The 12,597-nt window shown below is 65.9% G+C and carries 11 protein-coding genes and 2 pseudogenes; all 13 read left to right on the forward strand.

All coding sequences use genetic code 11. The features are described 5' to 3' along the window. The first annotated feature begins 8 nt into the window (after positions 1-8). Positions 9-1,544: a murein biosynthesis integral membrane protein MurJ gene (gene murJ / locus ACVW17_RS06975; protein WP_456751152.1), complete on the forward strand. Its 1,536-nt coding sequence runs from the start codon at positions 9-11 to the stop codon at positions 1,542-1,544. Positions 1,545-1,629: 85 nt separating this feature from the next. Next, positions 1,630-2,682, forward strand: a complete 1,053-nt coding sequence (gene trpS, locus ACVW17_RS06980; RefSeq protein ID WP_456751153.1) for a tryptophan--tRNA ligase — start codon at positions 1,630-1,632, stop codon at positions 2,680-2,682. A 140-nt stretch (positions 2,683-2,822) separates the two neighbouring features. After that, entirely contained in the window at positions 2,823-3,317 is a 495-nt protein-coding gene (locus tag ACVW17_RS06985; protein WP_456751154.1) for a universal stress protein, read from the forward strand. A 144-nt stretch (positions 3,318-3,461) separates the two neighbouring features. Continuing rightward, positions 3,462-4,031 carry a NifU family protein gene (locus ACVW17_RS06990; protein ID WP_456751155.1) on the forward strand — a complete coding sequence of 190 codons (570 nt, stop codon included), beginning with the start codon at positions 3,462-3,464 and terminating at the stop codon, positions 4,029-4,031. 86 nt (positions 4,032-4,117) lie between these two features. Then, positions 4,118-4,813 carry a tRNA (adenosine(37)-N6)-threonylcarbamoyltransferase complex dimerization subunit type 1 TsaB gene (tsaB, locus tag ACVW17_RS06995; protein WP_456751156.1) on the forward strand — a complete coding sequence of 232 codons (696 nt, stop codon included), beginning with the start codon at positions 4,118-4,120 and terminating at the stop codon, positions 4,811-4,813. After that, the gene (gene rimI, locus ACVW17_RS07000) at positions 4,810-5,295 is read left to right on the forward strand and encodes a ribosomal protein S18-alanine N-acetyltransferase (protein ID WP_456751157.1); all 486 of its coding nucleotides are present in this window, start codon (positions 4,810-4,812) and stop codon (positions 5,293-5,295) included. The genes tsaB and rimI overlap by 4 nt, the downstream gene beginning before the upstream one ends. Positions 5,296-5,361: 66 nt before the next feature. Next, entirely contained in the window at positions 5,362-5,814 is a 453-nt protein-coding gene (locus ACVW17_RS07005; RefSeq protein ID WP_456751158.1) for a Fur family transcriptional regulator, read from the forward strand. A 24-nt stretch (positions 5,815-5,838) separates the two neighbouring features. Further along, a pseudogene (locus ACVW17_RS07010) lies at positions 5,839-6,520 on the forward strand (HAD family hydrolase). A gap of 202 nt (positions 6,521-6,722) precedes the next feature. After that, entirely contained in the window at positions 6,723-8,111 is a 1,389-nt protein-coding gene (miaB, locus tag ACVW17_RS07015) for a tRNA (N6-isopentenyl adenosine(37)-C2)-methylthiotransferase MiaB (RefSeq protein ID WP_456751160.1), read from the forward strand. A 5-nt stretch (positions 8,112-8,116) separates the two neighbouring features. Continuing rightward, positions 8,117-9,187, forward strand: a complete 1,071-nt coding sequence (locus ACVW17_RS07020; protein ID WP_456751161.1) for a PhoH family protein — start codon at positions 8,117-8,119, stop codon at positions 9,185-9,187. Between the two features lie 68 nt (positions 9,188-9,255). Next, complete coding sequence (gene ybeY, locus ACVW17_RS07025; protein WP_456751162.1) at positions 9,256-9,753, forward strand: rRNA maturation RNase YbeY; 498 nt, start codon at positions 9,256-9,258, stop codon at positions 9,751-9,753. A 1-nt stretch (position 9,754) separates the two neighbouring features. Further along, positions 9,755-10,867, forward strand: a complete 1,113-nt coding sequence (locus tag ACVW17_RS07030) for a hemolysin family protein (protein WP_456751163.1) — start codon at positions 9,755-9,757, stop codon at positions 10,865-10,867. Continuing rightward, positions 10,864-12,479, forward strand: a pseudogene (gene lnt / locus ACVW17_RS07035) (apolipoprotein N-acyltransferase). Before ACVW17_RS07030 ends, lnt begins: the two are co-directional and overlap by 4 nt. The last annotated feature ends 118 nt before the right edge of the window (positions 12,480-12,597 follow it).

Below are 12,597 nucleotides of genomic sequence, written 5' to 3' on the forward strand. Positions count from 1 at the left end.
CAGGCCCGATGTTCCGCTCCTTCCTCACCGTCTCCTCGGGAACGCTGGCCTCGCGACTCCTCGGCTTCGTGCGCGATTCCGTGATCGCGGCACTGCTCGGCGCGGGTCCGGTGGCCGATGCCTTTCTGGCGGCATTCCAGCTTGTGAATGTCGTGCGGCGGCTGTTGGCCGAAGGCGGGCTGAATGCGGCCCTGGTGCCGGCATGGCTCAGGGTTCGCGACGGCGATGGCGAAGCGGCGGCGCGCGCGTTTGCCGGCCGCGTGCTCGGCACCGTCAGCGCCGCCGTGATCGCGGCTGCGCTCGTGATCGGCTTCGCGATGCCGCTGGTGATCGCGGCGATCGCGCCGGGCTTTGTCGGCCGCGACACGCTGCAATTCGCGGCCGACGACGCAAGGCTGATGCTGCCCTATCTCGCCTTCGCCGGCCCGGTCACCGTGATGATGGCGCTGCTCAACGCGCAAGGACGCTTTGCGCTGACCGCGTTCTCTCCGCTGCTGTTCAACATCGCGCTGATCGCTGTGATGGCCGTGCTGCTGGCCCGGCAGCAGGATTCTGTGCAGGCCGCGCTTGTCATGGCCGCGACGATCGGCGTCGCCGGCTTCCTGCAACTGTCGATGCTGGCGCTGCGCGGCGCAAAGCTTGCTTCGCCGCTGCGCGTCTCGTTCGATCCCGAGATGCGCGGCTTTCTCGGCCGCGCGGTCCCCGGCATGGTCGCCAGCAGCGCGCCGCAATGGCTTGTCGTGGCGGGCGCTGTGATCGCGTCGACCTCGCCGTCAGCGGTGTCCTGGCTCTATTTCGCCAACCGCCTGCTCGAGCTGCCGCTCGGCATCGTCGGCGTCGCGATGGGCACGGTACTGATTCCGGAGATGACGCGCGCGGTGCGCAGCGGCGAGCACGCCGCGATCGCGCATGCGGAATCGCGCGGGCTCGAGCTCGCGGTCGGGCTGGCGCTGCCGGCCACGCTCGGCCTGATGGTGCTGAGCACGCCGATCGTGCGGATGCTGTTCGAGCATGGCGCGTTCACCGCGGAGGATACCGCGGCGACCGCGCAGGCGCTGATCTGGCTGACGCTGGCGCTGCCGGCCCATGTGCTGGTGAAGGCGCTGTCGCCGGCATTCTTTGCGCGCGAGGATACGCTGACGCCCTTATTCGCGACGCTGAAGGCCATCGTGGTCGCGATCGCGGCGGCCTTCCTGCTCGGCCATATCTTCGGCGCCAGCGGAATTGCCGCCGGCATTGCGCTCGGCGCCTGGAGCAACGCGCTGACGCTGATCCGCAAGGGCGCCGCGACCTTCGGCTTCTCGATCGATCCCGCGGCGCGCCGGCGGCTGCCGCGCATCCTGGCCGCGGCGCTCGCGATGGGCGCCCTGCTGTGGCTCGCAGAGGGCGCCCTGCCCACCGCAGCACACGGTTTGGTGCAGGCGGCCTCGCTGCTCGTGCTGATCGCGGCCGGCATCGCCGGTTACGGGCTCCTGTTGCAGCTTTTCGGCGTCACCGGGTGGCGCGAGGCGGTTAACGCCGTCAGGCAAAGACGCCCCGCCTGACTTGCGCACGCGCGCCTGACTTGCGCACGCGGAGCTTAAGTGGCAAACGAGCCCGCAAAAGCAGCCTATTTCCGGGAATTAGACCATGGCGTTCGTTGAACGGGTTTTCTCAGGCGTCCAGCCGACGGGCAATCTGCACCTCGGCAACTACCTCGGCGCCATCGTCAACTTCGTGAAGATGCAGCAGACCCATGACTGCATCTATTGCGTCGTCGACATGCACGCGATCACGCAAGGCGTCGATGTCTGGGGCGGCCCGGCCGAGCTCGCGCGGAACACCCGCGAGGTGACCGCGGCCTTCATCGCTGCCGGCATCGATCCAAAGAAGCATATCGTGTTCAACCAGAGCCAGGTTGCCGGCCATGCCGAGCTGACCTGGATATTCAACTGCGTGGCCCGCGTCGGCTGGCTCAGCCGGATGACCCAGTTCAAGGAGAAGGCGGGCAAGGACCGCGAGAACGCTTCCGTCGGTCTCTACGACTATCCGGTGCTGATGGCGGCCGACATCCTGTTGTACCGCGCCACCCACGTGCCGGTCGGCGAGGATCAGAAGCAGCATCTGGAGCTGTCCCGCGACATCGCGCAGAAGTTCAACAACGATTTCGGCGATTCGATCCGCAGCCACGGCTTCAATGAAGGCCTTTATTTCCCGCAGCCGGAGCCGTTCATCACGGGTCCGGCGACGCGGGTGATGAGCCTGCGTGACGGCACCAAGAAGATGTCGAAGTCCGACGCGTCGGACAATTCGCGCATCAACCTCACTGATGACGCCGAGACCATCGCGCAGAAGATCCGCAAGGCGAAGACCGATCCGGAACCGCTGCCGTCGGAGGAAAAGGGCCTGGAGACCCGCCCCGAAGCCGACAACCTGGTCGGCATCTACGCGGCGCTCGCCGAAATCTCCAAGCAGGAGGTGCTCAACCAGTTCGGCGGCGGGCAATTCTCCAGCTTCAAGAATGCGCTGGTCGAGCTTTGCGTCGCGAAGCTGGCGCCGATCGCCGGCGAAATGAAGCGGCTGGTGGCCGATCCCGGCCACGTCGATGCGATCCTGGCCGACGGCGCCAACCGTGCACGGATCATCGCCGACGAGACCATGCGGATGACCAAGGACATCGTCGGCTTCATCCGCCCGCGCTGACACCACCGGCAGACCTGCGCGCTCCCTCTCCCCAACGGCGAGGGAGTATGGCAGCATGGGTCTCGTTTGAGCATGATCTTTTCGGAAAGCCGCTGCGCACTTTTCCGGATCATGCTTGTTGGTTCAGCACCGGGACATGCATGACCACCCAGCGACGCAGCTACGAGCAAGGTCACAAGCCGAAATGCCTCGTCATCGTTGACGACACCGCGGAGTGGGACCGCGCGGTCTACTATGCCAGCCGGTGGGCGATCCGGGTCGGCGGTGGCGTCTTGATGTTGCGGGTGATCGAAACCGAGGACCAGAACCAGCAATGGCTGGGGGTCGCAGACATCATGCGCGCGGAGGCCGAGGAGGCCGCCAACGAGGCGCTCGACCGCGCCGCCGGCCGCGCCAACGGGATCGCCGCCATCACCCCGGAGCGGGTGATTCGGGAGGGCGACCCGACCGAGCAGATCCTCGACGTGATCGACAAGGACGTCGACATCGCCATGCTGGTGCTGGCCGCCAATCCGGGGGCCGAGGGGCCCGGGCCGATCATCACCACCATGGCCAAGACCATGGGCGCGTTCCCGATCCCGGTGACCATTGTGCCGGGCGGCCTGACCGACGCCGAGATCGACGCCCTGTCGTAAGCCTTATCGGCCCCGAAACCGGCGCCAGAGCATGGGTGCGGCCGTGGAACCGCGGTTTTGCAGCTTGATCGCGGGCTTTTTAGTTGCCATTTGAAGGGGGAACCCAACGCGCCGGCCTTGAACCGGCGACGCCGGAGACAGCAAATGTTCATTCAGACCGAAGCCACGCCCAATCCCGCCACCCTGAAATTCATTCCGGGCCGCCTGGTGCTCGACACCGGCACCATGGAATTCTCCTCGGCCGAATCCGCCGCCCGCTCGCCGCTCGCCGAACGGCTGTTCGCCGTGTCCGGCGTCACCGGCGTGTTCTACGGCGCCGACTTCATCACCGTGACCAAGGCGGACGGCGACTGGCAGCATCTCAAGCCCGCGATCCTCGGCGCGATCATGGAGCACTATATGTCCGGCGCGCCGCTGCTCGCCGACGGCACCGTCGGCAGCGATGATGCACGCGACGAGGGCGACGAATTCTTCGACGAGGCCGACGCCGAAACCGTCGAGCAGATCAAGGACCTGATCGAGACCCGCGTGCGTCCGGCGGTCGCCAATGACGGCGGCGACATCACCTTCCGCGGCTTCAAGGACGGCATCGTCTATCTCAACATGAAGGGCTCCTGCGCCGGCTGCCCGTCATCGACCGCCACCCTGCAACACGGCATCCAGAACCTGCTCCGGCACTTCGTGCCCGACGTGCAGGAAGTCCGGCCGATGTAATGGAGGCGAATGGTGGGTAGCGAATGGCGAATGGGGATCCACCCTGATAGTCCATTCGCTATTCGCCACTCGCCATTCGCCCTCCCATGATGATTCTCGCCATCGACACCGCGCTCGACGCCTGCTCCGCGGCGGTGCTCGACACCACCTCCGGCAATACGATCGCGAGCGAATCGCAGCCGATGCCGCGCGGCCATGCCGAAGCGCTGATGCCGCTGATTGCGCGGGTGATGAAAGAGAGCGGCATCGGTTTTGCCGGGCTCGACCGCATCGCGGTCACGACCGGTCCCGGTAGCTTCACCGGCCTGCGCGTCGGCCTCTCTGCGGCGCGCGGCATTGCGCTCGCGGCCGCGAAGCCGATCGTCGGGCTATCGACGCTCGCCGCCTACGCCGCGCCCGTGGTCGCCAAGAATGGCGAGCATGCCATCCTGTCGGCGATCGATGCGCGGCATGACCACGTCTATTTCCAGTTGGTCGGCGGCGACGGCGGCCTGATGCTCAAGCCGAAGGTGGCGCCGATCGCGGAAGCGCTCGAAGCCGCGCAATTCGGCGCGCTGCATCTGGTCGGCAACGCCGCCAACATTCTCGCCGAGCGCTGGCCTGCGGATGCGGCTCCCCCGGTGAAGGTCGACAGGCAACCCGCGCCCGACATTACCTGGGTCGCCTGGGTCGGCGCCGCCGTCGATCCCGAGACCGCGCCGCCGCGGCCGTTCTATCTGCGCGCGCCCGACGCCAAGCCGCCGAAGGATCGCCTCGTCATCAGCGCGCCGCCATCGACATGATCGGCGTTCTGTCGCGATGGTGGGGCGGCGGTCCGCCCGCGGTTGAGCCCGCATCGTTGCGTGACGCGGCGCGGCTCGCGCAACTGCACGGCGCGTCGTTTCATCGCGGCTGGGGCGAAGGCGAATTCGAGGCGATGCTGACCGAGCGCAACACGCTGGTGCACCGGCTGCGGCAGGGCCGCAAGGTGATCGGCTTTGCGGTGTCGCGGATGGCCGCCGACGAAGCCGAAATCCTCTCGATTGCGATCGATTCCAATCAGCGCGGGCGCGGCCTGTCGCGCGACCTGCTGCTGACCCATCTCGGCCATCTTGCCGGCCGCGGCATCCGCACCATCTTCCTCGAAGTGGAAGAGAACAATGCGCCGGCGCGACGGCTCTACGAAAGGGCCGGATTCGGCGTGATCGGCCGCCGTGAACGCTATTACAAGCAGCCGGGCGGGGAACATTTGAACGCGCTTCTGATGCGGCGCGACTTGTCGTAACATCGGCGCGATGGCAGAACAGCGCCCTGCTCTGCCCCTCAAGGCTTGGACCCAAGGCTTGGACCAATGACGACGGTGAAAATCACGCCTGCGCAAAAGAATACCGGCATCGAGGCGCGCTGCGCCGCGACCGGTATGCGCATGACCGAACAGCGCCGCGTGATCGCGCGGGTGCTGGCGGAGGCCATGGATCATCCCGACGTCGAGGAGCTGTACCGCCGCTGCGTCGCGGTCGACGACAAGATCTCGATCTCGACGGTGTATCGCACGGTCAAGCTGTTCGAGGATGCAGGGATCATCGAGCGCCACGACTTCCGCGAGGGCCGCGCCCGCTACGAGCAGATGCCCGAGAGCCATCACGACCATCTGATCAACCTGCGCGACGGCAAGGTGATCGAATTCACCTCCGAGGAAATCGAGAAGCTGCAAGCCGAGATCGCACGCAAGCTCGGCTACAAGCTGGTCGATCACCGGCTCGAGCTGTATTGCGTGCCGCTCGACGACGACAGCAAGCCGTAGGCGCGTGCTGCCCATCATCGCACCATGAGCTTCGATCTCGTCATCTTCGATTGCGACGGCGTGCTTGTCGACAGCGAGGTGATCTCCTGTCGCGCCCATGCGGACACGCTGACGCGGCACGGTTTTCCGATCACACCCGACGGCGTGCTGAAGCGCTTCCTCGGGCGTGTCCGACCGCGAGGCGCGGCGGCTCGTGGAGAGCGAGATCGGCCGCGCGCTGCCCGAGACGTTCGAGGCCGAGGTCAAGCACGCGACACTGAGTTTATATAAAGACGATCTCAATGCGATCGCGCATGTCGGCGACGCGATCGCCGCGCTGACCTTGCCGAAATGCGTGGCCTCCAGCGGCACGCCGGAAAAGATCCATCACGGCCTGACCTGCGCCGGGCTATACGACCAGCTGGCGCCGCATATTTTCTCAGCCACCCAGGTCAAGCGCGGCAAGCCGGCGCCCGATCTCTTCCTGTTCGCCGCCGAACAGATGGGCGCGAGCCCTTCGCGCTGCGTCGTGATCGAGGACAGCGTGGCCGGCGTCACCGGCGCCTGCGCCGCCGAAATGACCGTGCTCGGTTTTTACGGCGGCAGCCATTGCACGGCGGAACACGAGGCCATGCTGCGCCAGGCCGGCGCGACCGTGACCTTCGCCGATATGCGTCAATTGCCCGATTTGATCGCCCGGATTGGTGCCACGGCGCTCGCTGGCTGAGCCTCACCCCCGTCATTCCGGGGCGATGCGAAGCATCGAACCCTCAGGTGCGCAATTGCGCACCGAGAATCTCGAGATTCCGGGTCTGGTCCTTCGGACCATCCTGGAATGACACCCAACAAGCTGGATTTTCGCCGGTTTAGGCTATATTTGAGCCCCGGCGCCCGGATGGCGCCGTTTCCATTTTCGCGCTCAGGGTTCCATGACGACGCCGCGCAAGCTGCACATCAAGTCCTATGGCTGCCAGATGAATGTCTACGATGCGCAACGCATGGTCGACACGCTGGCCGGCGAGGGCTTTGTCGAGACCGCGAGCGCCGAAGACGCCGACCTCGTGATCCTCAACACCTGTCACATCCGCGAGAAGGCATCGGAGAAGGTCTATTCCGAACTCGGCCGACTCCGCGTTGCCAAGGAGGAGGCGGCGCGGGCGGGCCGCGAGATGAAGATCGCGGTCGCCGGCTGCGTCGCGCAGGCCGAAGGCGCCGAGATCATCCAGCGGGCGCCGACCGTCGACATCGTGGTCGGGCCGCAGAGCTATCATCATCTCCCGGAGCTGTTGAAGCGCGCCAGGGAAAACGGCCGCGCGCTCGAAACCGAGTTTCCGATCGAGGACAAGTTCGGCTTCCTGCCGCAGCCGAAGCCCGATGCGATCCGTGCCCGCGGCATCTCCGCCTTCGTCACGGTGCAGGAAGGTTGCGACAAGTTCTGCACCTTCTGCGTGGTGCCCTATACACGCGGCGCCGAAGTCTCGCGTCCGGTCGGCAAGATCATCGACGATGTGAAGCAGCTCGCCGACAACGGCGTGCGCGAGTTCACGCTGATCGGACAGAACGTCAACGCCTATCACGGCGAAGGCCCCGACGGCCGCATCTGGTCGCTCGGCAAATTGTTGCAGCGGCTTGCCGCAATTCCCGGCGTCATCCGGCTGCGTTATTCCACCAGCCATCCGCGCGATGTGAATGACGATTTGATCGCGGCGCACCGCGACCTGCCCGGACTGATGCCGTTCGTGCACCTGCCGGTGCAGTCGGGGTCGGACCGGATCCTTGCCGCCATGAACCGCAAGCATACCGCCGATGACTACCGGCGCGTCATCGACCGGTTCCGGGCTGCACGGCAAGACATTGCTTTTTCATCAGATTTTATCGTGGGCTTCCCCGGAGAGAGCGCGGAAGAATTTTCCGCCACTCTCGCGCTTGTCACGCAAATCGGGTACGCTGCGGCATATTCATTCAAGTATTCGCCACGGCCGGGCACGCCGGCGGCGGAGATGCGGGAGACGGTGTCAGCAGCCGAGATGGACGAGCGCTTGGGGCGGCTTCAGGAATTGATCGACAGCCAGCAATCGGCCTTCAACCGGGCTGCGATTGGCACAACGGTCGATGTGCTGTTCGAGCGCGCGGCGCGCAATCCGGGCCAGATCGTCGGCCGCACCGCCTATCTGCAGCCCGCCCATGTGATGGCCTCGCCTGACATTATCGGCCAGGTCCGCTCGGTGCGGGTCGACAGCCTCGAGCGCTACAGCCTGATCGGCGAGCTTGCGACGCCGGCAGCACCTGGCCTCATTTCGCAGACCATTGGAGCCTGAAATCCTTGCCAAAAAGCGCATCGGATTCGTCTTCGCTCGCTCCCAGCCGCAAACCTGACCGCGACATGCAAATGCCACCTGAGACCCGCCCCCCTGAAACTCAGGTCGTTATCGATTTCGACGACAACCGTGCCGCATCCGCTCTGGTCGGCCCCTACGGACAGAATCTCGCGCTGATCGAGCGCCGGCTTGGCGTCGTGGTCGATTCCCGCGGCAATCATCTCACCATCGCAGGCTCCCGCGACGGCTGCGACGCGGCGCGGCGCGTGCTCGAGACGCTCTATGCGCAGGCCATCGAGGGACACGACCTCGATCAGGGCGAAGTCGAGGGCGCGATCCGCGCCGTGATCGCGCAGGGCTCGCTGTTCGAGTTCGACAACAAGACCGCGAAGCCGACGTTTGAAACGATCAATCTGCGCAAGCGTCCGGTGCGCGCCCGCACCGCGGCGCAGGATTCCTACATCCGCGCGCTGAAGCGGCACGAGCTGGTGTTCGGCATCGGCCCGGCCGGTACCGGCAAGACCTGGCTCGCGGTCGCCCATGCCGCGCAGCTGTTCGAGCGCAAGGAGGTCGATCGCATCATCCTGACGCGGCCCGCGGTCGAGGCCGGCGAGCGGCTCGGCTTCCTGCCCGGCGACCTCAAGGAGAAGGTCGATCCGTATCTGCGCCCGATCTATGATGCCCTGTACGATCTGATGGATGCCCGCGTCGTCGAGCGCGCGCTGCAGGGCAACGAGATCGAGATCGCGCCGCTCGCCTTCATGCGCGGCCGCACCTTGACCAACGCCGCCATCATCCTTGACGAGGCGCAGAACACCACGACGATGCAGATGAAGATGTTCCTGACGCGTCTCGGCGAGAACAGCCGGATGATCGTCACCGGCGACCCGTCGCAGGTCGACCTGCCGCATGGCCAGGCCTCGGGGCTCACGGAAGCCGTGAAGCTGCTCGACGGCGTCGAGGGCATCGCGCAGGTGCATTTCAAGGCCGAGGACGTCATCCGCCACGAATTGGTGGCACGCATCGTGGCCGCCTATGAGGGATTGCCGCAAAAGCCGGCAAACGCCAGATCTTGAGCCCAATAGCTTCGGCCGCGAGCCCGCACGACGCGGATTCCGGCCATAACGCAGATTTTGAAACCAACGTGTCTGCTTTTCCTGCAACCGAGGTTCTCGTCACCGCCGAATGCTGGCAGGCCGAGCCCCATGCCGACGCGGTGATTCACCGCGCCATCGAGGCTGCCGCCGAGATCGCTGATGCCGATGTCGCCGGCGCCGAGCTTGCGGTGATGCTGACCGACGATGCCGGCATCCGCACCCTGAACGCCAACTGGCGCAGCATCGACAAGCCGACCAACGTGCTGTCGTTCCCGGCCTTGCAGCCGGAGGGGTCCGGCGGCCCCGACGACGCCCCGCGCATGCTCGGCGATATCGCGATCGCCTATCAGACGACGCGGCGGGAGGCCGATGAAGAACAGAAACCGTTCGACCATCATTTGAGCCATCTCGCGGTGCATGGCTTCCTGCACCTGATCGGTTACGACCACGAGAACGACGACGATGCCGAGGACATGGAGGCGCTCGAGCGCGAGATCCTGTCCTCCCTTGGCATTCCCGACCCCTATGCGGATCGGACCGCCTGACATGCCGGACTCCGAACCGACCCACGACAATCCGCGCAACGTGAGCAACCTGCCCGCGGTGGTGCATGAGGGCGAGCTGCAGCGCCCGGCGGCCGAGGGCTGGCTGGTTCGCGCGATCCGTACCCTGTTCGGCTGGAAGGCCGGCTCGGTGCGCGACGATCTGCAGGTGGTGCTCGACGCCTCGACGCCCGACGACGTCGGCTTCTCGGCGATCGAGCGCACCATGCTGCGCAACATCCTGTCGCTGAACGAGCGGCGGATCGCCGACGTCATGGTGCATCGCGCCGACATCGTCGCGGTCAAGCGCGACATCCCGCTCGGCGAATTGATGAGCCTGTTCGAGAGCGCGGCGCATTCGCGGCTGGTCGTCTACAACGAAACCCTCGACGACCCCGAGGGCATGGTGCACATCCGCGACCTGCTCGCCTTCATGACCGCGAAGGCGCGCGTCACCGAAGCGACCAAGACCAAGCGCAAGAAGCCTTTTCCCGCGGGCCTCGATCTGCGCAGCGTCGATCTCGCGCTGCCGCTGGCGGACGCCAACATCATCCGCAAGCTGCTCTACATCCCGCCATCGATGCGCGCGATCGACCTGCTGGCGCAGATGCAGGCCTCGCGCATCCATCTCGCGCTGGTGGTCGACGAATATGGCGGCACCGACGGGCTGGTCTCGATCGAGGACATTGTCGAGCAGATCGTCGGCGAGATCGACGACGAGCACGATTCCGACGAGCCGCCGTCGATCGTCCGTCAGCCCGACAACTCCTTCATCGCCGACGCGCGCGCCAGCCTCGACGATGTCCGTTCGGTGATCGGCGAGGATTTCGTGACCGGCGAGGCCGGCGAGGAGGTCGAGACGCTGGGCGGCTATCTGGTATCGTTCGTCGGCCGCCTGCCGGTGCGCGGCGAGGTGATCTCGGGGCCCGGCAATTACGAGGTCGAGGTGCTCGACGCCGATCCGCGGCGGGTCAAGCGCGTCCGCATCACGACGCGCAAGGAGCGGCCGGCGCCGCGCAAGGAACGCGAGCGGCGCCGCGAGCAGGCCCCCGACTCCGGAAACCCGCAGGCGAATGACAACATGCCGCCGCCCGGCGAGGGAGCCGGACCGCAGTGAGGCTCTCCGACCGGCTCCGATCGATCGGCCTTGCCGTCATCCTGACCTGGGGATGGAAGCGCGCCGTGCTCGCGCTCGCGGCCGGTGCGCTGTCCTCGCTGGCGATGGCGCCCGTTCAACGCCTGGCCGGTGCTGTTCCTGACCTTTTCCATCGCGGTCTGGCTGATCGACGGCAGCGCCGCCGGCCGCTGGCGCGGACTGCCCGCCGCGGCGCTGTGCGGCTTCTGGTTCGGCCTCGGTTATTTCGTGCCGGGACTGTACTGGATCGGCTACGCCTTCTTCGTCGACGCCGACACGTTCGCCTGGCTGACGCCGTTCGCGGTGCTCGGCCTGCCGGCCTATCTCGCGCTGTTCACCGCGTTCGGCTTCGCACTGGCGCGGCTGATCTGGCCGCGCGACGCCTCGCGCGTGCTGGCGCTGGCGGTCAGCCTGACGATTTCGGAATGGCTGCGCGGCCATCTCTTGAGCGGCTTCCCGTGGAATGCGTTCGGCTATGCGCTGACCGAACCGCTGGCGCTGGCACAGACCGCGTCGCTGATCGGACTGTGGGGAATGACGTTCCTGACCGTCGCGATCTTCGCAAGCCCGGCCGTGCTGATCGACGGCGCCTCGCGCGGCCGCAAGCCATGGCGTGCGCCGGCCGCCGCGGCGCTGGTTCTCGTCGCGATGCTGGGGTTCGGCACAGTCCGGCTGGCGCGAGAGCCGACCACCATGGTCGACGGCGTCAAGCTCCGCATCATGCAGCCCGATCTGCAGCAGGATGCCAAGTTCAACTACTCCGCCAAGGCGGCGGTGATGCAGAAATATCTCACATTGTCGGATCGTGCGTCCGGGCCGCACGCCACCGGCGTGAGCGATTCCACCATCCTGATCTGGCCGGAATCCGCGTTTCCGTTCTTCCTGACCAAGGAAGCCGACGCGATGGCGCAGATCGCCGACCTCTTGCCGAAGGGAACCGTGCTGATCACCGGCTCGGTGCGCGCGCCCGATCTGCCGCCCAATGTCCGCATCACACGAGCATATAATTCCATCTATGTCATCGACCACGACGGCAGTGTGCTCGCGGTCTACGACAAGCTTCACCTTGTCCCCTTTGGAGAATATCTGCCGTCTCCAGGACTGGATGGAGAAGATTGGCTTCGTGCAGCTCACCAAGGTGCAGGGCGGCTACATTCCCGGGACGATCCGCCGGACGCTCGACATTCCCAATGCGCCGCGCGCACTGCCCTTGATCTGCTACGAGGCGATCTTCCCCGGCAATGTCGTGAGCCGCGACGATCGTCCCGGCTGGATCGTCAACGTCACCAATGACGGCTGGTTCGGGATCTCGACCGGCCCCTATCAGCATCTGCAACAGGCCCGGATGCGCTCGATCGAGGAAGGCCTGCCGCTGGTGCGCGCCGCAAATACAGGCATCTCGGCCATCGTCGACCCGCTCGGCCGGATCGTCGCGCAACTCGGGCTCGGCATCGAAGGCGTGCTCGACGCCGGCCTGCCGGCGGCCATCGCGCCGACGATCTATGCGCGTGTCGGCAACGTCCCCGCCGCTGTAATTGTGTTGGTTGCCCTCGCAATCGTATTGCGAAGGCGTTTTGTCAGGCGAAAAGCCTGATCGCTGCATATCGCCGGTTGTCGCGAACCCGAAAAAACGTCGAAATTTACCTCTGCGCGATTCCACTAGTTGACAGATCGACCGTGCACTTCGCATTGTACGGGTCCACGCGAAATCA

The sequence above is a fragment of the Bradyrhizobium sp. USDA 4473 genome, assembly GCF_054063335.1.